This window comes from Streptomyces hesseae (assembly GCF_031845785.1).
Taxonomy (GTDB): domain Bacteria; phylum Actinomycetota; class Actinomycetes; order Streptomycetales; family Streptomycetaceae; genus Streptomyces; species Streptomyces hesseae.
Genome location: NZ_JAVRFI010000004.1, coordinates 312,571 through 335,017 on the forward strand (window position 1 = coordinate 312,571; position 22,447 = coordinate 335,017).

21 protein-coding genes and 1 pseudogene are annotated in these 22,447 nt (G+C 73.6%); 12 read left to right on the forward strand and 10 right to left on the reverse strand.

The genetic code is table 11. The features are described 5' to 3' along the window. Positions 1 to 95: 95 nt before the first annotated feature. A complete protein-coding gene (locus tag RM609_RS09480) occupies positions 96 to 1,064 on the forward strand; it encodes a LysR family transcriptional regulator (protein WP_311609536.1) in 969 nt (322 codons plus the stop codon). 70 nt (positions 1,065 to 1,134) lie between these two features. Here RM609_RS09480 and RM609_RS09485 read toward each other — a convergent pair whose 3' ends face one another. Beyond that, entirely contained in the window at positions 1,135 to 1,941 is an 807-nt protein-coding gene (locus RM609_RS09485; RefSeq protein WP_311609537.1) for an alpha/beta hydrolase family protein, read from the reverse strand. Between the two features lie 198 nt (positions 1,942 to 2,139). Here RM609_RS09485 and RM609_RS09490 point away from each other — a divergent pair, with 198 nt between their 5' ends. After that, on the forward strand, positions 2,140 to 2,700 hold the full coding sequence (locus RM609_RS09490) for an NADPH-dependent FMN reductase (protein WP_311609539.1): 561 nt from the start codon (positions 2,140 to 2,142) through the stop codon (positions 2,698 to 2,700). Between the two features lie 310 nt (positions 2,701 to 3,010). Then, positions 3,011 to 3,841 carry a hypothetical protein gene (locus RM609_RS09495; protein WP_311609540.1) on the forward strand — a complete coding sequence of 277 codons (831 nt, stop codon included), beginning with the start codon at positions 3,011 to 3,013 and terminating at the stop codon, positions 3,839 to 3,841. 40 nt (positions 3,842 to 3,881) lie between these two features. Here the strand turns inward: RM609_RS09495 and RM609_RS09500 are convergent, their stop codons facing one another. Next, complete coding sequence (locus RM609_RS09500; RefSeq protein ID WP_311609542.1) at positions 3,882 to 4,232, reverse strand: helix-turn-helix transcriptional regulator; 351 nt, start codon at positions 4,230 to 4,232, stop codon at positions 3,882 to 3,884. Positions 4,233 to 4,681: 449 nt separating this feature from the next. Here RM609_RS09500 and RM609_RS09505 point away from each other — a divergent pair, with 449 nt between their 5' ends. The 4 genes from RM609_RS09505 (at position 4,682) to panD (ending at position 9,022) form a co-directional block, all read left to right on the forward strand. Next, positions 4,682 to 5,338 carry a DUF4360 domain-containing protein gene (locus tag RM609_RS09505; protein WP_311609544.1) on the forward strand — a complete coding sequence of 219 codons (657 nt, stop codon included), beginning with the start codon at positions 4,682 to 4,684 and terminating at the stop codon, positions 5,336 to 5,338. 337 nt (positions 5,339 to 5,675) lie between these two features. Further along, on the forward strand, positions 5,676 to 6,239 hold the full coding sequence (locus RM609_RS09510) for an ATP-binding protein (protein WP_311609545.1): 564 nt from the start codon (positions 5,676 to 5,678) through the stop codon (positions 6,237 to 6,239). A 209-nt stretch (positions 6,240 to 6,448) separates the two neighbouring features. Continuing rightward, entirely contained in the window at positions 6,449 to 8,533 is a 2,085-nt protein-coding gene (locus tag RM609_RS09515) for a SpoIIE family protein phosphatase (protein WP_311609546.1), read from the forward strand. A gap of 72 nt (positions 8,534 to 8,605) precedes the next feature. Then, on the forward strand, positions 8,606 to 9,022 hold the full coding sequence (gene panD / locus RM609_RS09520; RefSeq protein ID WP_311609705.1) for an aspartate 1-decarboxylase: 417 nt from the start codon (positions 8,606 to 8,608) through the stop codon (positions 9,020 to 9,022). A gap of 3 nt (positions 9,023 to 9,025) precedes the next feature. Here the strand turns inward: panD and RM609_RS09525 are convergent, their stop codons facing one another. Together RM609_RS09525 and RM609_RS09530 are read right to left on the reverse strand one after the other, a co-directional pair. Beyond that, on the reverse strand, positions 9,026 to 9,787 hold the full coding sequence (locus RM609_RS09525; RefSeq protein ID WP_311609547.1) for an alpha/beta hydrolase: 762 nt from the start codon (positions 9,785 to 9,787) through the stop codon (positions 9,026 to 9,028). 48 nt (positions 9,788 to 9,835) lie between these two features. Beyond that, positions 9,836 to 10,285, reverse strand: coding sequence for a helix-turn-helix domain-containing protein (locus RM609_RS09530; protein ID WP_311609549.1), 450 nt, complete (start codon positions 10,283 to 10,285; stop codon positions 9,836 to 9,838). Positions 10,286 to 10,550: 265 nt separating this feature from the next. Between RM609_RS09530 and RM609_RS09535 the strand changes: the two genes are divergently transcribed. Both RM609_RS09535 and RM609_RS09540 read left to right on the forward strand, forming a co-directional pair. Continuing rightward, on the forward strand, positions 10,551 to 11,549 hold the full coding sequence (locus RM609_RS09535; protein WP_311609550.1) for a ParB/RepB/Spo0J family partition protein: 999 nt from the start codon (positions 10,551 to 10,553) through the stop codon (positions 11,547 to 11,549). A gap of 97 nt (positions 11,550 to 11,646) precedes the next feature. Further along, positions 11,647 to 12,543 carry an AfsR/SARP family transcriptional regulator gene (locus RM609_RS09540; RefSeq protein ID WP_311609551.1) on the forward strand — a complete coding sequence of 299 codons (897 nt, stop codon included), beginning with the start codon at positions 11,647 to 11,649 and terminating at the stop codon, positions 12,541 to 12,543. Positions 12,544 to 12,569: 26 nt separating this feature from the next. Here RM609_RS09540 and rbsK read toward each other — a convergent pair whose 3' ends face one another. The 4 genes and pseudogenes from rbsK to RM609_RS09560 form a co-directional block, all read right to left on the reverse strand. Continuing rightward, positions 12,570 to 13,484: a ribokinase gene (rbsK, locus tag RM609_RS09545; RefSeq protein ID WP_311609553.1), complete on the reverse strand. Its 915-nt coding sequence runs from the start codon at positions 13,482 to 13,484 to the stop codon at positions 12,570 to 12,572. 27 nt (positions 13,485 to 13,511) lie between these two features. Then, positions 13,512 to 15,400, reverse strand: a pseudogene (locus RM609_RS09550) (ABC transporter permease/substrate-binding protein). Then, complete coding sequence (locus RM609_RS09555; protein WP_311609555.1) at positions 15,390 to 17,018, reverse strand: sugar ABC transporter ATP-binding protein; 1,629 nt, start codon at positions 17,016 to 17,018, stop codon at positions 15,390 to 15,392. The pseudogene RM609_RS09550 and the gene RM609_RS09555 overlap by 11 nt, the downstream one beginning before the upstream one ends. A gap of 31 nt (positions 17,019 to 17,049) precedes the next feature. After that, positions 17,050 to 18,039, reverse strand: a complete 990-nt coding sequence (locus tag RM609_RS09560) for a LacI family DNA-binding transcriptional regulator (protein WP_311609556.1) — start codon at positions 18,037 to 18,039, stop codon at positions 17,050 to 17,052. Positions 18,040 to 18,452: 413 nt separating this feature from the next. On the opposite strand from RM609_RS09560, the gene RM609_RS09565 reads away from it, so the two are divergent. Then, positions 18,453 to 19,241: a sigma-70 family RNA polymerase sigma factor gene (locus tag RM609_RS09565; protein ID WP_311609557.1), complete on the forward strand. Its 789-nt coding sequence runs from the start codon at positions 18,453 to 18,455 to the stop codon at positions 19,239 to 19,241. Between the two features lie 66 nt (positions 19,242 to 19,307). Beyond that, positions 19,308 to 19,487: a hypothetical protein gene (locus RM609_RS09570; protein ID WP_311609560.1), complete on the forward strand. Its 180-nt coding sequence runs from the start codon at positions 19,308 to 19,310 to the stop codon at positions 19,485 to 19,487. Positions 19,488 to 19,550: 63 nt separating this feature from the next. Here the strand turns inward: RM609_RS09570 and RM609_RS09575 are convergent, their stop codons facing one another. Further along, positions 19,551 to 19,790, reverse strand: coding sequence for a chaplin (locus RM609_RS09575; protein ID WP_311609561.1), 240 nt, complete (start codon positions 19,788 to 19,790; stop codon positions 19,551 to 19,553). 345 nt (positions 19,791 to 20,135) lie between these two features. Between RM609_RS09575 and RM609_RS09580 the strand changes: the two genes are divergently transcribed. Then, the gene (locus RM609_RS09580; protein WP_438828408.1) at positions 20,136 to 21,689 is read left to right on the forward strand and encodes an SDR family NAD(P)-dependent oxidoreductase; all 1,554 of its coding nucleotides are present in this window, start codon (positions 20,136 to 20,138) and stop codon (positions 21,687 to 21,689) included. Between the two features lie 28 nt (positions 21,690 to 21,717). On the opposite strand, the gene RM609_RS09585 is transcribed toward RM609_RS09580, so the two are convergent. Beyond that, positions 21,718 to 22,284 carry a hypothetical protein gene (locus RM609_RS09585; RefSeq protein ID WP_311609562.1) on the reverse strand — a complete coding sequence of 189 codons (567 nt, stop codon included), beginning with the start codon at positions 22,282 to 22,284 and terminating at the stop codon, positions 21,718 to 21,720. Between the last annotated feature and the right edge of the window lie 163 nt (positions 22,285 to 22,447).

Genomic DNA, 22,447 nt, shown 5'->3' on the forward strand with positions numbered 1-22,447 from the left:
TCCTCCCAGGATCCCGTTCGGTGGCTGTGTGGCGTCACCATCCTGACAAGAGCTAGAACTTTCAAGTAATCGCATTCGTCCATAGGATGCGGGTTATGGATCTCGAAGTGCGCCACCTCAAGGTGGTCTGCGCGATAGCCGACACCGGCAGCATCACCCGCGCGGCCGCCGCGCTGGGAGTCTCCCAGCCCTCCCTCACCGCGCAGATCCAGCGGATCGAACGGGTCCTGGGCGGCGCCCTGTTCGCCCGGTCCCGGCACGGTGCCTCGCCCACCGCGCTGGGCGAGTTCGTGCTCGCCAGGGCGCGCTCGGTGCTCCCGTCGATCGAGGCGATCCAGCGCGAGTCCGCGCTGCACGCCGGCTCCACCGAGGGCCGCCGCCCCCTGCGGTACGTGGCCACCCCCGGCCCGCTCGCGGTGGGCCTGGTGCGCGAGCTCCAGGAGCTCTTCCCCGGCGCCCTGCCCACCCTGCGCACCGAGCCCAACCTCGCCACCGCCGCCGACCTCGTGGTCAGCGGCCAGCAGGACCTGGCCGCCGTGGCCGAGTACGTCCGGCCGTCCTCCGAGCTGCCGCCCGACCTGCGCTCGGCGATCGTCGCCACCGAACCGGCCTTCGTCCTGCTGCCCCAGGTCCACCCCCTGGCCGCCCGGCCGGAGCTCCGGCTGGCGGAACTGGCCGACGCGGAATGGACCCTTCCGGCCAGTCAGGGCAACGGCCTGTTCGACTCCTTCACCACCGCCTGCGCCCGCGCGGGCTTCACTCCGAGAGTCCGGCACGACGCCGAGGCCGGTGCGGCCCGCGAACTCATCGCCGACGGCCAGGCGGTAGGCCTGGGCCAGGCCACCTTCCGCGCCACCCCCGGCATCGTCCCCCGCCCCCTGACGGGCACCCCCCTACGGATCCGGCACCTGCTGCTGTGGCACCGGCAGGGCGCGCTCAGCGCGCACGCCCCCGCCATCGCCGCCCGCGCCGACCGCGTCTACGCCACCGCCGTGCGCCGCAGTCCGCACTACCTCGACTGGCTGGCCGAGAACCCGCCACTGGAGGAACGACGGCCGTGCTGACGGGCGGGTGCGAACCCGCCGTTGGGGGACCGGCGCCCCCCACGGCCCGGCGTCGCGGACCGCCCCGCCGCTACCGCGCCGGGTCCGCCAGCGCGGCCAGCGCGGCGAGCACCTCGGGCCAGGCCTCCGAGCGCGGGTCGATCAGCGCGAAGTGCTCCACCCCCGGCAGCTCGACCAGCGCCACCGGATCCCCCAGCCGTCGGGCCCGGGAGGCGAACGTCCGGCTCATCGCCACCGGAATCTGCTCGTCCGCCGTACCGTGCACCAGCGTCACCCGTACCCCCGTGGGCAGCAGCCACCCCGGATCGGCGGCGGCGTAACGTTCCGGTACGCCCTCGGGCGTCCCTCCGAGCAGCGTCCGCGCCGCTCCCTCGTCGAGGTCCCACAGCGCCGCCAGGGTCGGCGAGGCGCAGCCCGCCAGGCAGAGTACGGCCGCGTCCGTACGCGCGGCGTGCCACGGCGAACCCTCCGGCAATCGGTGCCGGGACGCCGCCCACAGCGCGAGATGGCCGCCCGCCGAGTGACCGACCCAGACCTGCCGGCGCGGGTCCGCGCCATGGCGCGCGGCCAGCCCGGCCGTCGCGTCCGCCACCGCCGCGATGTCGTCGAAGGTGCCGGGCCAGCCCCCGCCGGGAGTCCCCGTGCGCCGGTACTCGGCCGCGACGACCGCGTACCCCGACGCGGCCAGGGCGTTGGCCATGGGACGGATGTGCCTGCGGTCGTACTCGGCCCGCCAGAAGCCGCCGTGGACGATCAGCACCAGGGGAGCGCCGTCCCGGGGCGCGGGCCACAGATCGACGACCTGGTCCGGGTGGGTGCCGTAGGCCAGGGTGCGATACGGGCGCGGGGCCTGCCGGACGAGCACCTCCCGGCTCATGGCGCACCCACCGGACCGTCCCATTCATGGAACTTCACCGCATTCCTCCCCGGTCGTCGCGGCCGTTCCGGAGCAGGCCGCGTCCCATCCGGGGCGGAACGCGGCCGTGCGGGTGCTACGTTCCCTGGTTGATAGATCCTCAGTACGTCAAGCCGTCGTCCAGGCGGCATTTTTGTCACAACAGGAGAACTTGTTTACATGACCGCCACCACCACCGACACCGTCCGCGTCCTCGCGATATCCGGAAGCACCCGTACCGCCTCCGTCAACGCCGCCATCCTGCGCGCGGCCGGCGAACTGGCGGGCGCCGAGGTGAAGCTGGAGCTGTGGGACGGTCTCGCCGCCGTCGAGCCCTTCAACGAGGACGACGAGGCCGCGCCGGGCGCCGGTGTGCGGGCGATGCGCGAGGCGATGCTCGCCGCGGACGCCCTGCTGTTCGCCACCCCCGAGTACAACTCCTCCCTGCCCGGCCAGCTGAAGAACGCCCTCGACTGGGCCTCCCGCCCGTACCAGGCCAGCGCCCTCCACGGCAAGACCGCCGCCGTCATCGGCGCCAGCCCCAGCGGCTACGGCGCCAAGTTCGCCCAGGCCGAGCTGCGCAAGGTGCTGACCGCCTGCGGCGCCGACGTCGTCGGCGACGAGCTGTGCGTGGCCAAGGCCCACACCGCCCTCGGCGAGGACGGCCTGCCCGTCGACGAGGAGCTGCGCGCCTCCCTGACCGCCCTGGTCATGGCCGTCGTGGCCAAGGTCCGCGGCTGATCCTCCGCCGACCGGACGCCGCCGGGCCGGGCGTTGGCCCCGCCCCCCCCGGCCCGGCGGCGTCCGCCGGACAGCTGTTCCGCCGGACAGGTATGGCGTGAATCATTCGGTCGCCCCCAGAGGTTGGCCGGATCGTCGCACGCCGTAATGGGCGCGGTGGGAACATCATCGGGTCGTCGCGGTGCGCGCCGAGTGAAAGCTGTCGAGCCGAGTGGGACAAGCGCTCGGTCCGGCGCCGCCGTCCGTGCTTCTCGGCGCGGGTGTCACGAAGGCGCGGCCGTCCCCCTTGAGTTCGCGACCGGGAGCCGATGTGGCACTGGACCAGGCGTCCATCATCTCCGAGTGGGTCCTGCCCGCCGCCGTCTGTGCGCCCGTGACCTGGGTGTGCCTGGTCTTCCGCTTCCGGGAGGACGGCAGGCTGCTGGGGACGGCGCGCTCCTCGGCGCTGGCGCTGTGCGTCGTGCTGTGGACCTCCGGCATGGCCGCCCTGGCCGGCGGGGTCCTGCTGCCCCTCACCCCCAGCGTGCCCCCGATGGCCGTGGGCGTCGCCACCGGCTGGGGGGTGAGCCCCCGGGGCAGGGGCGGCGAGCGCAACGGCGGCGGCCCCGCCATGGCCGTTCTGACGCTCGGCAACTCCCTGCTGCTCCACCAACTGGCGCTACGCCTGCGGGCGGACCGGGCCGACTGGTGCGAGCGGATGGCCGAGGGCTTCCGGGACTGCTGGCACCTCGACTACTACGCCGACGACATCAGGTCCCACCTGCTGCTGCGGGTCGACATCCAGGGCCGTACGAGCCGGGCCCGGGCGCTGGCCAAGCGTGAGATCAACGAGCGGCACAAGGAGGTGCGGGTGGCGGCGCAGAAGTGGATCAACGTGGAGACGAAGGTCAAGAAGGCCGCCCGGCTCCAGGGCCGGCTGCCCGGGCCCGACGAGATCCGCCAGGTGAAGCGGGCGTTCGGGGAAGCCGAGCAGTATCTGCGGCATCTGCTGGAGCTCGCGCACGCGCACGGCAAGCGCAGCGACGGGGAGAAGATCCTCGCCCTGAAGGAGCGCTATCTGGTCCCCTCGGACATGGACGAGGCCCTCGGCGGCGGGCCGGGCACGCCGGACGCGGACACCCGGGGCGTTCCCCAGCTCTGAGCGTGCTCAGGCCGTTCGGCAATCGTTTGGCGACGGCTGCTCAGCGCTGGCGCGAGCGGGCCAGGGGAGGGGCGGGGGCGGTCTCCAGACGGCCGGGAGCGTCGTCGTGGTGGTGCTTCTGGGCGCCGGAGGCGTCCCGGAAGGTGATCTCGATCGTGGCGTCGAGGGATTCGGCGACCGCGGCCAGCGAGCGCAGCGTGAGGTTCTCGTCGCCCGAGAGGATCTGACTGACCCGGCCGGGGGAGACGCCGAGCTGCTCGGCCAGGTCCTTGCGGGTCATGTCCCGTTCGGCCAGCAGGCCGGCCAGCGAGGCCGTCGTCTGCCGGGCGAGCCGGGCTCCCGCCGGCGCCGCGCCGTGTCCGCCTTCGTGACCGCTCCTGCGCCAGGCCATGTCGTCCCCCCACCAGCTGTCTTCCGGGCTTTCCTTGGGTGCAGCATGCCACCTTTAGCCCTAACTAAAAGTCCAGTCTGGCGCAAAGACCCGCGCGCGACAACCGGGCGGAACCGGTTCCCGCCCGGTGACCAGGGGATACACGGTTGACGACAACTTTCGGCCAGATCCGGGGAATTCACCCCGGCGGACGTGTCGCGGGGGTCGCCGCCGGGCGCGGGCGGAGAGTCTGGTCAACCCCCTTCCCGCCCCCTACGATGCCAACGCTCCCAGTCCTACGGGCCCCGGAAGAGGGCGTGGGTTGTCATGTGCATGGCTTGTTTGGGTCGTGTCGCGATCCGCACCGTAAGTCGTGTCGCGGCCCGCACCGCCGCCCGCCCTCCCGGCCGTCCGGCACCTGAGTCACCCGAGTCAGTCGTCACTCCCGCCGCCCAATCGATTGGAGCGCCATGCCCACCGGTCTTTTCACCGCGGGTGCGATCGCGACCCTGCTCGCGGCGCCGCTGTCCACGCACAACCCCTCCTCCGTCATCACCAACCCGCCGCCGGACAAGATCGTGATCGAGGTCGCCACGGTCAACGGCTCGGGCTGTCCGGCCGGGACCGCCGCCGTCGCGGTCTCGCCCGACAACACGGCCTTCACGGTCACCTACAGCGACTACCTCGCCCAGGTCGGCGTCGGCTCCAAGCCCACCGACTTCCGCAAGAACTGCCAGCTCAACCTGAACGTCCACGTCCCCCAGGGCTTCACCTACGCGATCGCCGCCGCCGACTACCGCGGCTACGCGAGCCTCGAGCCGGGTGCCTCGGGCGTCGAGAAGGCCTCGTACTACTTCCAGGGCTCGCCCGTCACCACCCCGAGCAGCCACACGTTCAAGGGGCACTACGCCGACAACTGGCAGGCCACCGACAGCGTGCCCATCGCCGCGCTGGTCTGGGCGCCCTGCGGCGAGCTGCGGAACTTCAACATCAACACCGAGCTGCGGGTCAACGCGGGCACCTCCGACCCCAGCAAGTCCACCAGCTTCATGACCATGGACTCCACGGACGGCAGCATCAACACCACCTACCACCTCGCGTGGAAGGAGTGCCCGGCCAGATCCTGACGGGACGCCCCGCCGGGACCCGCGCCCCGCGGGCCCCGGCGGCCCCGGGGGACGGCATGGCATGGCATCGGGCGGGCCGTGGCCTCGCTCACATCGACTTTACGCCCCTGAAACCCCTCCCGGCCTGCGGATATCGCACTCCGTGGGGAGACGGTGACCCAAAGGGTATAGACCTATGACGGAAACGGGGCGAATGTTGGGGGAATCCCTGGCGAAGACGGCCCGCACGGCGCTCCCCCCGAGCCGTGGCGGGGCACAGGACGACCCGTCGTCCGGCGACCTTCGCGTCCCCCCTCGAACGTCCCAGAGCCCGATGCCTGCATTCCGACGTGCCACTTTGAGTCCCTCGCATACGGCCGACGCCTTCCCGCGTGCCCATGAGCCGATCGCCGAGTGGACGACCCGCCCCCGGGGAGTCCTCGGCGAGTGGGGCCACGGAGTCCCCTGGTGTGTGCACAGCCCGCCGGCCCTCCGGACGGCCCGCCGGACGCCCCCGGGCCCGCCGTCCTCCGGCGCGGTCTGTCTGCCCTCATCGCCCCGCTCCGTGGCGGCCGCCCGCCGCTTCTCCCGGGGCCTGCTGGCCGAGTGGGGCCTCCACGAGCTCGCCGACGACGCCGTCCTGCTCCTCTCGGAGCTGGTCACGAACGCCATCGTGCACGTTCCCGAGGGCTCCGGAGAGGTCCGGCTCGCCCTCAGCCGCACCCCCGCCCAGCTGGTCGTGCAGGTCACCGACGGCGGCGGCCGGCTGCCGCTGTGCGGCGAGGCCGGCGCGGACAGCGAGAACGGCCGGGGCATCTGGCTCGTCGAGCAGCTGGCCACCGAGTGGGGCCACCACGCCTCCGGCGGCGGCAAGACGATCTGGTTCACCCTTCCGCTGCCCGGAACCGTTCCCCTCGGCTGAGAACCCTCCCGGCGCTCTCCGGCGGCTCCCGGGCCGCCCCCGTTCGTCCGGCCGCAGGCCCGCGCGGTGGGCGGTGGGCGGGTTCGGAGAGAACATGGAAGACGCTGCGGCGTGACGGCGAGGCGAGGGAGGACCGGGAGGACGGACCGGGCGCACACCCGGGCGCGAGGCCGCCGCACCACCCCGAGCGGGCGGAAGGAGGACCTCGGATGGGTACGACCGACGCGTCCCGGCCGGACCCGGGCCGGGCCAGGGGCACCCCCTACGAGCCCGGCAGCCTGCTGGACGTGCTCAGCGTCGCCGCGGTGGTCCTCGACCAGGACGGCCGGATCGTCCTGTGGAGCCCGCAGGCCGAGGAGCTCTTCGGCTGGACCGCCGCCGAGGCCCTGGGGAAATACGCCGCCCAGCTCCTGGTGGACGAGGAGAACCTCGACGAGGTCCTGCGGCTGTTCGCCAAGGTCATGGGCGGCGGGGGCAGCTGGGCCGGGGTCTTCCCCGCCCGGCACAAGGACGGCACCACCCGGCTGCTGGAATTCCGCAATATGCGGCTGGAGGACAAGGACGGCCGGGTCTACGCCCTCGGGATGGCCACCGACCAGGAGATCCTCCGGGACGTCGAGCGGGACCTGGCCCTGTCGCTGCGGCTGGTGGCCCAGTCCCCGATCGGGCTCGCCGTCCTCGACACCGAGCTGCGGTACGTCATGGTCAACCCAGCTCTGGAACGCATCCACGGCCTGCCCGCCCGGGCCTATGTGGGCCGCCATGTGCGCGAGGCGCTGCCCTTCCTGCCCGCCGACGAGGCCGACGCGGTGGAACGGGCCATGCGCCGGGTCCTCGCGACCGGCGTCCCCCTGGTGGACCACTTCACCGTCGGTCCCACCGCCGACACCGCCGCCGGGGAACGGGCCCGGCTCGTCTCCTGCTACCGGCTGGAGGACCCCGCCGGCCGGCCGATGGGGCTGGCCACCTCGGACGTCGACATCACCGACCGGCACCGGGCCGCCACCGCGGCCCGCCGCAGACTGGCCCTGATCGCCGACGCGTCCGTGCTCATCGGCACCACCCTCGACCTCGACCAGACCGCCCGGGAACTGGCCGGGGTCGTCGTCCCCGACCTGGCCGACGTGGCGGCCGTCGACATCCTCGACACCGCCCTCCACGGCAACGCCACCCCGCCGAACGAACGGGCCGCCGTCTTCCGGGCCCTCGCCGTCGCCTCGGCCGGCGGCGGCGCCGTGACCGACGCCGTACGGGCCGCCGACCCGCCCGGGGAGATCGCCAAGTACGACCCCGACCGGCTGGTCGCCCATTGCGTGAACACCGCCCGGCCCGTCCTGCTGGCCCGCGTGGCACCCGAGGACCTGGGCCGGATCGCCCGCGACGCCACGTCCGCCGGGCTCCTCGGCCGCGCCGGGCTCCACTCCTACCTGGCCGTACCGCTGATCGCCCGGGGCGAGGTGCTCGGCGTCCTGGACCTCAAGCGCATCGCCAACCCCGAGCCCTTCGGCGAGGACGATGTCGTCCTCGCGGGCGAGCTCGCCGCCCGCGCGGCCGTCTGCATCGACAACGCCCGCTGGTACCAGCGCGAACGTGCCACCGTCCTCACCCTCCAGCGGAACCTGCTGCCCCAGCGGCCCCAGAACCTGGTCGGCCTGGAGGTCGCCTACCGCTACCAGCCCGCCGGGGCGGCCGTCCAGGTCGGCGGCGACTGGTTCGACGTCATCCCGCAGGGAGGCGCCCGGAGCGCCCTCGTCGTGGGGGACGTCATGGGCAGCGGCATCAACGCCGCCGCGGCCATGGGCCAGCTGCGCACCGCCGCCCGTACGCTCTCCGGCCTCGGCCTCGACCCCGGCCGGGTGCTCCACCACCTCGACCGCACCGCCAGTGGTCTCGACCAGACCATCGCCACCTGCGTCTACGCCGTCTACGACCACCGCGAGGCGTGCTGCCGCGTCGCCAACGCCGGCCATCTGCCCCCGGTCCTGATGCGGCCGGGATCCCGGCCCGTCCTGCTGGACCTGCCCACGGGCGCGCCGCTGGGCGTGGGCGGCGTCCCCTTCGAGAGCGTCGGCGTGGAGCTCGCCCCCGGCGACCAGCTCGTCCTCTACACCGACGGGCTGGTGGAGACCCGCGACGAGGACATCGACACCCGCCTCGCGGTCCTCGTCGACCTCCTCGACCGCCACCGGCTCGACCTGGAGGCCACCTGCGACCTGCTGCTCGCCGAGCTCCGCGAGGGCAACGACCAGGACGACGTCGCCCTGCTCATCGCCCGGGTCCGCGGCCCGTTGTAGAGTGAAGGCACAGCCCTTGACCTGCAACAACGTAGGCAGGGAGCCGAGTTCCAGGAGTAGCCGAGCATGCCCATGCAGCGCACCATGATGAAGTCCAAGATCCATCGCGCCACCGTCACCCAGGCCGACCTCCACTATGTGGGTTCGGTGACCGTCGACGCCGATCTGATGGAAGCCGCCGACCTGCTGCCCGGCGAGAAGGTCGACATCGTCGACATCGACAACGGCGCCCGTCTGTCGACCTACGTCATCGAGGGCCCGCGCGGCTCCGGCGTCCTGGGCATCAACGGCGCGGCGGCCCGGCTGATCAGCCCCGGCGACCTCGTCATCATCATCGCCTACGGCACCATGGACGACGCCGAGGCCCGTACCTTCCAGCCGAGCGTCGTCTTCGTCGACGAGCGGAACCGGGCCGTCGACCTGGGCAGCGACCCGGCCGCCGTCCCGGAGGGCTCGGGTCTCTCGCGGGGGGACCGGCTCGCGGTCTGAGGGCTATGCCCTTCCGGCGGTCCTTCCGGCGGCCCTGGCGATCGTCCGGGCCGTCGTCCGCCCGGCCGTGAGCACACCGGGATCCTCGCTCGGCCGGCAGCGCCCCGCCGCCGGGTCGTACTCCGTCATGATCACGCCCGCGTGGTCCGTCACCGGCTCCTCCAGCAGCACCGGCCAGTGGCGCGCGGCCAGGGCGTCCCGCAGTTCCTGCGAGCGCTCGGCGGGGATGAGGGCGTCCGCCGTGCCGTGCACGAGGCTGATCGGTACGACGGACGTCTCCGCGAGATCGGTCAGGTCGGCCAGGTCGGCCAGCGGGACCGTGCCCGTCGTCCGGTTCGGCAGGTCATAACGCGAAGCGATGCTCACCACGGCCGCCGGGCGCGGGCCACCGGCGATGTCGGGACGCAGCGCGACACCCACGGCGGCCGATCCGCCGGCCGACCAGCCCGCAAGTACAAAACGCCCCGGATCGCCCCCGAGCTCCGCCGCCCGCGCACGGGCGAACTCCAGCGACGCCAGCAACTGCGCCCGGCCGCCGTCGGGCTCGTCGGAACGCCAGTCGGGTACGAGGACGAGCAGTCCCTCGCGTGCGACCGCCTCGGCCAAGGGCCGCATGACGTCCCGCTCGTCGGGGCCGACGCCGTGCCAGAGCAGCACGACGGGCGGCCGGACGGCACCCGGCGCGGGGCGGTGGACGTCGAGGGCCTTGCCGTGCGGCATGGTGACCGTCTCGGCGCTCGTGTCGGGGCGGGCGGTGGCGGTCACGGTGCTTCTCGTGGTTCTTTCCGGTCGTGCGGGAGGCGTCGGGGCCGGTCAGGGCTGCTTCTCGGGCGGGGTGGCGCGGTTCGTCGGAAGGCCCTCCAACTCGCGCACGCGCTCGATCACTTCGTTGATGGAATGGAGGCTCTCCGCCGACAGCCCGGCAGCGCGGAGCGCCACGCGCTGGACCTGCGGTTCGCGCAGCGCCACCAGGAGGCCCAGGTCGGCGTTGACCGTCTCCGTCACCTGGTCGTCGAAGAAATAGGCCGGGGGTACGCCGAAGAACTTCGCCAGCGCCTCCACATGCCGCAGCGTCGGATTGCTGCGCTGCCCCTTACGCAACAGCCAGATGTAACTGCCGGAAATCGACACACCCCCCGCGGTGATCGCGCGCGCCACTTCCTCAGTGGTGTACGGCTCCCGGCCGTCGGGCACCACCGTCCGGAAGAGGTGGTTGAGCTTGTCGGCCAGCGTCCGCGCGGCCCTGGCTTCGGAATCGTTCATGATCGCACCTCCCTCCCGCGGTCAATCTAGCTTACGGGCCGACGTGCACGGCCATGTGCCGTCGTGCGTGGTCATGTGCCCGGACGCATAACGCGGTTGACAGCGAGCGCGCTCGCTGCCTAGCGTCCTCGGTGTCGGCGGATCGACTGGTGTTGGACGGCCTCGGAGGGTGGTCGGTCACCAGTTGGCGGGTGCGGGGCCTTGGGGCGCCGCGTCCACCGGGCCTGATCCGCCGTCGGCCGGAGGATCTTCTGGAGGGGGTTTCGTGACGGTTCCGGGGCCGGAACAGCGGCACACCGTCGTGCTCCCTCTCGCCTCCCTGCTGCCCGCTGCGTCACCGCGGCTGGCGGGGGAGGACCCCCGGCACGTCCAGGCCATCGCCCGGCTGGACAGTCCCCTGCCGCCCATCGTCGTCCACCGCGCCACCCTGCGGGTCGTCGACGGAATGCACCGGCTGCGAGCCGCTCGTCTACGGGGGGATGAGCGGATCGCGGTCCGGTTCTTCGAGGGCAGCGAGGAGGACGCGTTCGTCCACGCGGTCCGGGCGAACACCCGGCCGGGTGGCCTTCCCCTCACCCGGGCGGACCGGTCGGCCGCCGCCGAGCGCATCATCCGGAGCCATCCGCACTGGTCGGACCGGCTGATCGCATCGGCGGCGGGCCTGGCCGCCAGCACGGTGGCCTCCCTGCGCCGCCGCACCGGCCACCCCGCCGCACCCACCACGACCCGCACCGGCCGCGACGGCCGGGTCCGCCCGCTCAACGCGGCGGACGGCCGGCGCCGCGCCGGAGCGCTCATCGCCGCCCGGCCCGAAGCCAGCCTCAGGGAGATCGCCCACGACGCCGGCATCGCCGTCGGCACCGCGCGTGACGTCCGGCTGCGACTGGCGCTCGGTCAGGACCCGGTGCCGAAGAAACTGCGGGACGCGGAGCGGCGGGACGCGGCCGACGCGACCCCCTCCGCCTCCGTGGGAGACGCCAGGTCGGCCGTGGCCGTAGCCGTGGCCACGCCGGTCGTCGCCGCCGCGACGGGTGACGGCTCGTCCTCCCTGTCGAGGCTCCGCATGGATCCTTCGCTCCGGCTCACCGAGGGCGGCCGCGTCCTGCTGCGCCTGCTCAACGCCCACGCCATGGGCGGCGACCGCTGGCGCCGGCTCCTCGAGGCGGTGCCCGCCCACCGGCGGCAGACCGTCGCCCAGGCCGCCCGGCACTGCGCCGCCTCCTGGCTGCGCTTCGCCACCGAGCTCGAGCGCCGGGCCGGGTGACGGCACACCGGTCCGTACGGACAGCCCGCCGGCACCGGCCGCGCGGGGACCAGAGCACGCACGCGGCGACGCCGCGCACACGGGGGCAGGTACAGCGATGAGCACCGGCACAGTCACCGGCACGACGACCGTGGCCACCGAGGCGGCACAGGCCGCCCCACCCGAGGCCGCCCCCGTAGCCCTCGCCCTGCTGGGGCCGGTCTCCGCCGGTGTCGGCGAACGGCCCGTGGCCATCGACGGCCGAAGACAGCGCGTCGTCCTCTCCCTGCTCACCCTGGCCCGGGGCCGGGTGGTCCCCGTCGGCACCCTCGCCGACGCCATCTGGGGCGGACGCCCGCCCGTGTCGGCGCGCCCCCAGATCGCCCTGTGCGTCCGGGCGTTGCGCAGGGCCTTCCGGGCCGCCGGGCATACGGAACCGCTGATCGTCGCCGCTTCACCGGGCTACCGGCTGCGTACCGCGCACATCGGCGTCGACGTCGACGACTTCGACGCCCTGGCCGACGCGGCGGCCTCGGCCGCCGGGCGGGGCGCGTCCGAGCCGGCGGCCGAGCTGTACCGGCGGGCCCTCGCCCTGTGGCGCGGCCCGGCGCTGGACGGCGTGGGCGGCCGCGTCACCGAGAGCGAGGCCGCCCGGCTCCACACCCGGCGCGCGGCGGCCGCGCGGGCGCTGCTCGAAGTCGGCGAGACGCTGCTGGCGGACGGACTCTTCGACGAGGCGGAGGGGGCGTTCGCGGACGCGTTGGGCGTCGGCGAGGCCCTCGACGATCTGCTGCTCATCGCCGAGGGCTCCCTGGCCCTCGGCCGGCTGTGCCGGATGCTCCGGCGCACGACTCGCGCGGGACGGCACCTCACGGCGTCCCGCGTCGCCTTCCTGCGGCTCGGCTCGGCGGCGGGGGTGGGCAGGGCCTCGGCGGAGATCGTGGCACTGGCGGAGTGCGAGGCGGAGGGACCGGGGGCGGTCGACCTGGTGCCTCGTCAGGGGCGGCGGGCCTAGCCCGTCGGTCCGGTGCCGCCGTTTCCCTACGCCAGCTCCTCCGCCGTCGGGTACGACGGCTGTGCCCCCGGGCGCGTTACCGATGCCGCGCCCACCCTGACCGCGAAGCGGGCCGCGTTCTCCAGGGTGGCGCCTCGGGACAGGCGTAGGGCCAGGGCGCCGGTGAAGGCGTCGCCCGCGCCTGTGGTGTCCACGGCTTCGACCTTGATGCCCGGGACGTGGACGGGTGCCCCCGTGTCCAGGACCAGTGCGCCCTCCGCGCCCAGGGTGATCACCACTGAACGGGCGCCTCGGTCGCGCAACGCGTGGGCCTGGTCCGTCGGGGTGCCGTCGGGCAGGCCCGAGAGGAGTCCGGCCTCGTGTTCGTTGACCACCAGGGGGTCGGCTGCCGCGAGGAGTCCGGGATCAAGGGACTCCGGGGCGGGGGAAGGGTTGAGGACGACTCGCGTTCCGGATTCGGTCGCCGTCTCCACCGCTGTGCGGACCGTCTCCGGGGCGATCTCCAGTTGGAGCGAGACCACCGCCGAGGCGGCCACGGCCTCCCGCGCGGCCCTTACGTCGGCGGGCGAGAGGCGGGCGTTGGCGCCGGGGGAGACCACGATCGTGTTGTCCCCGTCCGGCCCTACGACGATCATCGCGGTGCCTGTTCGGGCGCCCTTCTCCACCAGCACGTGCCGTAGCTCCGTGCCCGCCGCGTGCTGTGCCTCCAGCAGCAATTGTCCGAACGCGTCGTCACCGACCCGGGCGAGCAGCGCTGTCCGGGCACCGAGCCTGGCGGCCGCCGCTGCCTGGTTGGCGCCCTTGCCGCCCGCGGACTCCACCAGGTCGGTGCCCAGCACGGTCTCGCCCGGGCCGGGCCGGCGGTCCACGCGGACGGTCAGGTCCGCGTTGGCCGAGCCGATCACCAGGACTTCGTAGTCGTAGGGGTGGCTGTCGCTCATGTCCTCACCGTCATCCGGAGTCCGCCGTCATTCGAAGTCGGCCGCGTTTCCGCGGGTCACCAGTACCACCGGGACCTTCACCCGGTCCGGCAGCCGTTCGCCGTGCGCGGCCCTGACCGCCCACTTCACCGCCTGTCGGCCCAGCAGCCTGGGCTGCTGGGCCACCGTCGCCGTCAGCGTCCCCTCGCGCACGGCCCGGACGCCGTCCGGGGTGCCGTCGAAGGCCACGATCCTGACGTTCTTCCCCGCGGCCGCGCCCAGGGCCTTCGCCGCGCCCAGCGCCATCTCGTCGTTGGCCGCGAAGACCCCCGTGACGTCCCGGTGCGCCTGGAGCATGTTGGCCATCACGTCCATGCCCTTGGTGCGGTCGAAGTCGGCCGGCTGGCGGGCGACGACTTCGATGCCGGGGTAGGTCTTGATGCCCGCCTCGAAGCCCTTGGCGCGTTCCCGGGCCGCCGATGTGCCCGGCAGGCCCTCCAGGAACGCCACCTTGCCCCGGCCCCCCAGCGCGTCGGCCAGAGCCTTCGCCGCCTGTCTGCCGCCCTCGACGTTGTCGGAGGCGATGGTCGTGCCGACCTTGCCGCCGTTGACGCCCCGGTCTATGGAGATCACCGGCACCCGGGCCCGGTTCGCCACGCCCACGGCCGGGACGGCCGCGTCCGAGTCCACCGGGTTGAGCACGGCGGCCTTGACGTTCTGGCTGGTGAACGTCTCCATCTGATTGACCTGCTGCACGGGGTCGTTCTGGGCGTCCGTGATGTTGATCTTCAGGCCGCGTGCCTTCGCCTCGGCCCGCGCGCCCTCCTTGATGCCCACGAAGAAGGGGTTGTTCATGGTGGAGAGGGCCAGGCCCAGGTCCGTGCGGCCACCTCTGTCGCAGCCGGTCACGGTCGTGGCCGTGAGGAGCGCGGCCGCGACGAGGACGCTCTTCCGGACCCTCATCGCGCGCTCCTGCGGCGCAGCGTGTCCAGCAGCACCGCCACCGCGATCACCGCGCCCGTGGCCACCTGCTGCCAGAACGCCGACACGCTCAGCAGGTTGAGGCCGTTGCGCAGCACCGCCAGGATCAGCGCGCCGACGAGCGTTCCGGACGCCTTCCCCGAGCCGCCCGACAGGCTCGCCCCGCCGATCACCACGGCGGCGATCGCGTCCAGTTCGTACCCCGCGGCCGCCTGCGGCTGGGCCGAGGTGAGCCGGGCGGCCAGGACGACGCCGGCGACGGCGGCGAAGAGCCCGGACAGCGCGTAGACGGCGAGTTTGCGGCGGCGTACGGCGATGCCGGACAGCCGGGCCGCCTCCTCGTTGCCGCCGATCGCGAACATCGCCCGGCCCGTGGGGGTACGCGTCAGGATCAGCGTCGTCAGCAGGCCCGCCGCGGCCATCACCAGGACGGGCACCGGCAGCCGGCCGCCCAGCGTGTCGCCCAGGTGGCCGAGCGAGGACGGGAAGGCGATCGGGGAGCCGCCGGAGACGACCAGGGCGAGGCCCCGGGCGACCGACAGCATCGCGAGCGTGGCGATGAAGGCGGGCAGCTTCCCGTACGCGACCAGGGCGCCCGAGATCAGGCCCGCGAGCGCGCCGACCGCGAGGCCGAGTGGCAGGGCCAGCCACACGGGCAGGCCGTGGCCGGTGGCGGCCCAGGCGACGACGGTCGCCGACAGCGCGGCCACCGAGCCGACGGACAGGTCGATGCCCGCCGACACGATCACAAACGTCAGGCCGAAGGCCAGGATCGCCGTGACGGAGGCCTGCACCCCGACATTGAGGAGGTTCTGTCCGTTCAGGAAGTCCCGGGAGAGGACGGTCATGGTCGCGATCAGGGCGAGCAGCCCGCCCAGTGGGCCGTTGCGGAGCACCGCCCGTGTGAACCACTGCCCGGGGGTGCTCCCGGGCGCCCGAAGCACCTCAGCCGACATCGGAGCCCTCCATCGCGCTCTCGTCCAAGCTCTTGTCCTGGATGTTCTGCTCGTCGTGGTTGTTCTGCCGGATCGCCAGTTCCATGACCGCGTCCTGCGTCGCCGTCGCGGCCGGGAGTTCGCCGACGAGCCGGCCCTGGGCCATCACCAGTACGCGGTCGCTCATGCCCAGGACCTCCGGCAGGTCGCTGGAGATCAGCAGGACGGCGTGGCCCGCCGCCGTCAGCTCGTTGACGAGCCGGTAGATCTCGACCTTCGCGCCGACGTCGATGCCGCGCGTCGGCTCGTCGAGGATCAGCAGCCGGGCCCCGGCCAGCAGCCACTTGCCGATGACGATCTTCTGCTGGTTGCCGCCCGAGAGGGTGCGGGCCTCGCGGTCCAGGCCGCTGTGCCGCACCTTCAGCCGGTCGGCGACGGCGGTCGCCGCCCGTCGCTGCGCCCGCCGGTCGACCAGGCCCAGGCGGGTGTCGCGGTCCAGCCGGGCCAGGGTGAGGTTGTCGTCCAGGGAGGCGCCGAGGACCAGGCCCTGGCCCTTGCGGTCCTCGGGGACGAGCCCGACCCCGGCCCGCATCGCCGCCCGGACGTCGCCCGGGGGCAGCCGCCCGCCGTCGACCTCGACCGTTCCGGCGTCGTACCGGTCCGCGCCGAAGACCGCCCGCGCCACCTCCGTACGGCCCGCGCCGACCAGCCCGGCCAGGCCCACGACCTCGCCCGCCCGGACCTCGAAGCCCACGTCCGCGAAGGCCCCGCGCCTGGTCAGCCCCCGGACGCGCAGCAGTGGGGCGCCGGGCTCCCCGGGGCGTTCGCGGGGGTAGCGGTCGGTGATGTCGCGGCCCACCATCAGATGGATGAGCTCGTCCTCGGGCGTCGACGCGGGCACCTCGGCCACCGAGCGGCCGTCGCGCAGCACGGTCACGCGGTCGCCGAGGGCGGTGATCTCCTCCAGATGGTGGGTGATGAAGACGATGCCCGTCCCCGCGGCGCGCAGCTCGCGCACGATGCCGAAGAGCGTGGCGGTCTCCTCGGCGGTGAGCACCGCCGTCGGCTCGTCCATGATCAGGACACGGGCGTCCAGGCTCAGGGCCTTGGCGATCTCCACCATCTGCCGCTGGGCGACCCCGAGCCCGGACACGGGCGTGGTGGGCGGCACGTCGAGGCGGACCCGGCGCAGCAGCGCCGCGGCCCGCTCGCGCAGGGCGCGCCGGTCGATCAGGCCGAGGGCGGTGCGCGGCTGGCGGCCGAGGAAGAGGTTCTCGGCGACGGAGAGACCGGGGACGAGGGTGAACTCCTGGTGGATGGTGGCGATGCCGAGCCGTTCGGCGTCCCGCCCGGAGCGGATCGTCACCTCCTCGCCGTCGGCCAGGATCCGGCCGGCGTCCGGGCGGTGGGCTCCGGCGAGGAGTTTGATGAGCGTGCTCTTGCCCGCGCCGTTCTCGCCCAGCAGTACGTGCACCTCGCCCGCGCGCACGCTCAAGGACACGCCGTCGAGGGCGCGGACGCCGGGGAAGGTCTTCACCACGCCTTCCACGCGCAGCAGCTCCCGGCCCGGTGCGTCGACTGCGTCTGCGTGCGCGTCTGCGTCCGCGTCTGTGCCTGCGTCGTCGTTGACGCCGGTCATGCGTCGCCCCTCTCGGCCGGCGGTGGGTGGGTCACTCGCCGCAGGAGCGGCGGCGTACGAGCCGGGCCGGCAGCAGGACCGAGCCCGCCGGGCGTCCCGCGATCCGTTCCAGCAGGGTGTGCACGGCCGCCCGGCCGAGCGCCTCCGTCGGCTGGGCGACGGCCGTGAGCGGCGGGTCGAGGTGGGCGAACCAGGGCACGTCGTCGAAGGCCACGAGCGCCATGTCGGCGGGGACGCGCAGGTCGCGCGCCCGGAGTTCGTCCAGGGCGCCGAGCGCCATCAGGTTGTCGGTGGCGAGCACGGCGTCCGGCGGCTCGGCCGTCGCCAGCAACCGCCGCATCACCTGCCGGCCCCCGGCGGGGCTCGGGTCCGGCGAGGCCCCGACGCGGCTGGGCGGCAGGGCGATGCCGTGCGCCGCCAGGGCCGTACGGAACCGGGCGAGCCGTTCGTCGCCGGTCGGGGTGCCCGCCGGGGCGACGATCACGGCGGGCCGGCGCCGGCCCAGCGCGGCCAGGTGCGCGGCGAGTTCGGTGAGCGCGGCGCCGCCCTCGGCCCGGACACAGGGCGCGGCGATGCCGGGGACGGCGCGGTCGAGCAGGACGAGCGGGGTACCGGCGTCCACCGCCTCGCTCAGCATGGGGGAGCCGGTGCCGGCGGAGCTGACCATCAGCCCGTCGATACGGCGGTCCAGGAGGGTGCGGATGTAGTCGTCCTGCTGCTCGGGGCTCTCGCCCGCGTTGCCGATGATCAGGCTGTAGCCCAGCCGCCGGGCCTCCTGCTCGACGGCGTCGGCGAGTTCGGTGAAGAACGGGTTGCGCAGATCGCTGACGACGAGCCCGAGGGTGCGGGTCCGGGCGGTGCGCAGGGCACGGGCGACGACGTTGGGGCGGTAGCCGAGCTCCTCGACGGCGGCCAGGACGCGCTCGCGCGTCTCGGCGACGGGGGAGCGGCCGTTCAGGACGCGGGAGACGGTGGCCGCGGACACGCCGGCCCGCTGGGCGACGTCCTTGATGTTCGCCACACTGCCCCCGGTCTGTGCAGTCGATCCGTGAAATCGATTTCGCGCCCACAGGAAATCGATTGCACGGATCACCGGTCAAGACGCCGCGAGTGTGACGCCCGTCACCGGGGCGCCGTCACCCGTCCGTCACCCGTCCGGCCCAGGGTCCGTACCGGGCGCGGTGCGCCGGAAGGCAGCCACCCGCCGCGCCCCGGCCGGTCTCGTGGCCGGTCTCGCTCTGAGTGACGGGACGGGAGCTCCGAGTCGCGAGTGGCGCGGGCCGGGGTCATGCTGGGACGACCGTGGCCGACACCGGCCGGCCCGGCCCCCGGAACCCGGCCCGGCCACGGGCGGACCCCTGGGGCGGTCGCGCCCCCGACGGCGCCCGGCCGGCAGGCACTCCTTGACGCACGAGCGAGGGGACAAGTGTGACCATGGCCGAACCCAAGCTCTCTCCCCGCAGGCGCCGCCCCGACGCCCCCGGCACCGAGGACGCCTTCCGGCGGCTGGCGGTCCTCCCCGCAGGCCCGGAGCGCGACCGGCTCCGGAACGACGTGATCGCCGCCTGGCTGCCCATGGCCGAACGCGTCAGCCTGCGCTTCCGAAAATGCGGGGAGAGCCCGGCGGACCTGCGCCAGGTGGCCGCGCTGGCCCTCGTCCACGCCGTGGACCGCTACGACCCGGGGCTCGGCTTCGCCTTCGAGTCCTTCGCCATCCCCACGATCAGCGGCGAACTCAAACGGCACGTCCGCGACCATGTGTGGTCCTTGCACATCCCGCGCCGGGACCAGGAGCTGCGGGCCGCCGTCCGCGCCGCCCGCGCCCGGCTCGAACAGCGGGGCGCGAGCAGCGGGGTCACCCCCGCCGAACTCGCCGCCGAGACCGGACTGTCGGAGGAGGAGGTGCGGCGCGGGCTCGACGCGGACGGCGTCCACCAGACGCTCTCGCTCGACCATTCCGTCGCCGGCACCGACGACCTCCCCCTCGCCGACACCCTGGGCCGGGCCGACCGGGCGCTGGAGCTGATCGTCGACCGGCAGTCGCTGCGCCCCCTCCTGGACGCGCTGCCCGAGCGCGAGCGGTACGTCCTGTACTGGCGCTTCTTCGGCAATCTCACCCAGAAGCAGATCGGGGCGCGCCTGGGCGTCTCCCAGATGCAGATCTCCCGCATCCTCAGCCGCACCTGCGCCCAGCTGCGCCGGCAACTGCTCGCCGCCGCCTGACCCCGCCGGGGTCCCCGTTCCCCCGTTCCCACCTGGTCTTTCCGACGTGAGGGAAGGCGCACCGCCATGACGTCAGAGCACTCGCGGCTGACCCCGGACCTGCCGCCGATAGTGGAGATCCCCGACCTTCCCGGCGCCGCCGGCAGCGCCGAGGGCGCGGTGCCGACGGGGTCCGGACACGGCAGTGGCGCCCATCAGGAGGGAGATGGGCGCCACGAACGCGCGGGGGACGGGTCCGGCGGCTGACTGTGACCCGGGCCCCGGCGCTGCGCGCGATCCGGCTGAGACGCGCGCAGAAAGGGGGGCGCGTCAGTCGGCGACGCAGGTGTTGCCGAAGGTCGGGTTCAGCAGGGCGATGATGTCGATCGAGTTCCCGCAGAGGTTGATCGGGATGTGGATCGGGACCTGGATGACGTTGCCCGAGACGACGCCCGGGGAGCCCACAGCCGCACCCTGCGCGCCGGAGTCGGCGGAGGCGACGCCGGCGATGCCGGTCACGGCGGTGCCCACGGCGGCGGTCAGGACGGCAGCCTTGGCGATACGCGACATGGCTAAACCTTTCTAAGGGGTGTTGAGAGACGATTGTGGCTGCCGTTTCGGCGGGAATTGGGCAAATGTGCTGAAGAACGTCAGTAATTAACCCGGAAAGATCAATAAGTCGTATGTGATGCACGGTGGTTGGGGGTGCGGATCCCGGCAGTTCGCGAAGGCGGCCGGCCCGCCCCCGGCGGTACGGCGGGCGGCGCCCGGCCGGGGTGGGGGCGCCGTCGGCGAAGGCCCGGCGCACGGCCCGGCCACAAGCCCCCCGGCCGGCGGTTTGGCGTTGCCGCGCTTGGCTACGTACAGTTTCCTGGAAGATTTGTCGAACAAGCGGACTGGGATACGACAGCGGCCATGACCGTCACTGAAGAGAACCGCGACGGTGCAGGCCACCTGTCGATCACCGATCTCCCGGAGATCACGGACGCCCCGGGCATGGATGACGCCTCGGGCCTGGACGACGTCCCGGGCATAGCCCCGGAGCGCATGGCCGCCTGCCTGAGCGTGCTGGAGGAGCTCGACCGGCTGCCCGTCGACCACCCCGACGCGATAGCCGTCCGGCGCGCCACCGCCGGCATCTACCGCACAGTGAAGCAGCGCCGCCGCCAGGAGCGGCGCGCCGCCAAGACCGCCAACGACCGCCAGGTCACCGAGGCCACCGCCACCGGCTCCGCCGAGCGCATCGACGACGAGACCGAGGGCATCCTGCCGTCCTCGATCACCGAGGCCGGCCGGATCGCCGGGATTCTCCAGCGCCCGCGCTCCTGCTACGTCTGCAAGACGCGGTACGTCGAGGTCGACTACTTCTACCACCAGCTCTGCCCGAGCTGCGCGACCGAGAACCGCGCCAAGCGCGACGCCCGCGCCGACCTCGCGGGCAAGCGTGCGCTGCTCACCGGCGGCCGGGCCAAGATCGGCATGTACATCGCGCTGCGGCTGCTGCGCGACGGCGCCCACACCACGATCACCACCCGCTTCCCCAAGGACGCCATCCGCCGCTTCAAGGCGATGGAAGACTCGGCGGACTGGATGCACCGCCTGGAGGTCGTCGGCATCGACCTGCGCGACCCGGCCCAGGCCGTCGCGCTCGCCGAGCAGGTCGCCGAGGCCGGCCCGCTGGACATCCTGATCAACAACGCCACCCAGACCGTGCGCCGGCTGCCCAGCGCGTACGCCGCACTGGTCGAGGGCGAGGGCGCCCCGCTGCCCGCCGGCGAGCTGCCCGCCCACCACGTCATCGGCGCCTTCAACTCCGGCGCGGTCGACGGCCTGGCGGCGCTGCCGCTGGGCGCGAGCGGCCTGGACGCCCAGAAGGTCGCCGACCTCGCCCTGGTCGCGGGCAACGCCAGCCTCGAACGGCACCTCGACGGCACCGCCATCGACGCCGGCGGCCTGCTGCCGGACGTCGTCGAGACCAACACCTGGGTCCAGACCATCGACCAGATCTCCCCGGTGGAGCTGCTCGAAACCCAGCTGTGCAACTACACCTCGCCGTTCATCCTGATCAGCGCGCTGCGCCCGGCGATGGCCGAGGCGGCCAGGCGGGCGGCCAGCGGTCGCGCGTACATCGTCAACGTCTCCGCCATGGAGGGTGTGTTCAGCCGCGGCTACAAGGGCGCGGGGCACCCGAACACCAACGCCGCCAAGGCCGCGATGAACATGGTGACCCGGACCAGCGGCCAGGAGATGTTCCAGACCGACAAGATCCTCATGACCTCGGTCGACACCGGTTGGATCACCGACGAGCGCCCGCACTATGACAAGCTGCGGCTGGCCCAGGAGGGCTTCCACGCCCCCCTCGACCTGATCGACGGCGCGGCACGGGTCTACGACCCGGTCGTGCGCGGCGAGGAGGGGGAGGACCTGTACGGGTGCTTCCTGAAGGACTACCACAAGTCGAACTGGTAGGCCGGTCCGTACCGGCCGTGCCGGCCGGCTAAGCCGTCGGCACGGCCGGCTCCCGGGTCGCGTAGATGTCCCGGAGCCGGGCGGAGAGAGCGTCGTACGCCGCATTGGCATGGCCGCCCAGGGCACCGGAGTCGACCGGCTCGTCCCGCAGGATGTCCGCCGCGGCCGTCGTCAGTGCCTTCTCCGCGGCGTCGGCCAGTGCCCGGACGTCGTCCGCGAGGATGAAGCCGATCCGCGACCGCAGGGCGTCGAGGGCGGCGTCCGCCGCGTCGGACGCGTCCCGCATCGGCTGCCGGTAGGCCTCCGGTGACGCGGCCGGGTCCTCGCGCAGGCGCGACCTGTACTGCCGCCGGGCCGAGCCGAAGGCGTGGAGGGACGCCATGGCGTCCCTCAGCAGCGTGTTCACCTCGACGAGCTGGGCCGGCTCGAACGTCTCACGGCGCTCCGCGACCACCTTGCGCCGCTCCGCCGCCCTGGCCCGCGCTTCCCGCCTGGTCTGGGAGCGGTTGTTGACGAAGCCCATCGTCAGCGCGGTGGCCTGGCCGATCAGGATCGACGCGACGGTCGTGAACCATCCCCAGCCCCCGGAAACCATGGCGGCAGTCCAGAAATCCGCCACGCGCCCGGAGAAGTGCCGACGGCGCCCCCACGGGGGCATCGGTGGCCCGTCCGGCGCCCACCACGGCCCGGGCGCGCCTCGCCGCACCCCACTGCTCCGCTGGTCCTCGCGCGGGCCGGGGTCGCCGGGCGCCGTCCAG

Coding starts and splice junctions, on each gene's coding strand:
- RM609_RS09585 (WP_311609562.1), bottom strand. CDS start 22,284: ATGGTTTCCGGGGGCTGGGGATGGTTCACGACCGTCGCGTCGATCCTG.
- RM609_RS09480 (WP_311609536.1), top strand. CDS start 96: ATGGATCTCGAAGTGCGCCACCTCAAGGTGGTCTGCGCGATAGCCGAC.
- RM609_RS09485 (WP_311609537.1), bottom strand. CDS start 1,941: ATGAGCCGGGAGGTGCTCGTCCGGCAGGCCCCGCGCCCGTATCGCACC.
- panD (WP_311609705.1), top strand. CDS start 8,606: ATGCAGCGCACCATGATGAAGTCCAAGATCCATCGCGCCACCGTCACC.
- RM609_RS09500 (WP_311609542.1), bottom strand. CDS start 4,232: ATGGCCTGGCGCAGGAGCGGTCACGAAGGCGGACACGGCGCGGCGCCG.
- RM609_RS09555 (WP_311609555.1), bottom strand. CDS start 17,018: ATGACCGGCGTCAACGACGACGCAGGCACAGACGCGGACGCAGACGCG.
- RM609_RS09530 (WP_311609549.1), bottom strand. CDS start 10,285: ATGAACGATTCCGAAGCCAGGGCCGCGCGGACGCTGGCCGACAAGCTC.
- RM609_RS09570 (WP_311609560.1), top strand. CDS start 19,308: ATGACGTCAGAGCACTCGCGGCTGACCCCGGACCTGCCGCCGATAGTG.
- RM609_RS09580 (WP_438828408.1), top strand. CDS start 20,136: ATGACCGTCACTGAAGAGAACCGCGACGGTGCAGGCCACCTGTCGATC.
- RM609_RS09490 (WP_311609539.1), top strand. CDS start 2,140: ATGACCGCCACCACCACCGACACCGTCCGCGTCCTCGCGATATCCGGA.
- RM609_RS09505 (WP_311609544.1), top strand. CDS start 4,682: ATGCCCACCGGTCTTTTCACCGCGGGTGCGATCGCGACCCTGCTCGCG.
- RM609_RS09575 (WP_311609561.1), bottom strand. CDS start 19,790: ATGTCGCGTATCGCCAAGGCTGCCGTCCTGACCGCCGCCGTGGGCACC.
- RM609_RS09565 (WP_311609557.1), top strand. CDS start 18,453: ATGGCCGAACCCAAGCTCTCTCCCCGCAGGCGCCGCCCCGACGCCCCC.
- rbsK (WP_311609553.1), bottom strand. CDS start 13,484: ATGAGCGACAGCCACCCCTACGACTACGAAGTCCTGGTGATCGGCTCG.
- RM609_RS09515 (WP_311609546.1), top strand. CDS start 6,449: ATGGGTACGACCGACGCGTCCCGGCCGGACCCGGGCCGGGCCAGGGGC.
- RM609_RS09540 (WP_311609551.1), top strand. CDS start 11,647: ATGAGCACCGGCACAGTCACCGGCACGACGACCGTGGCCACCGAGGCG.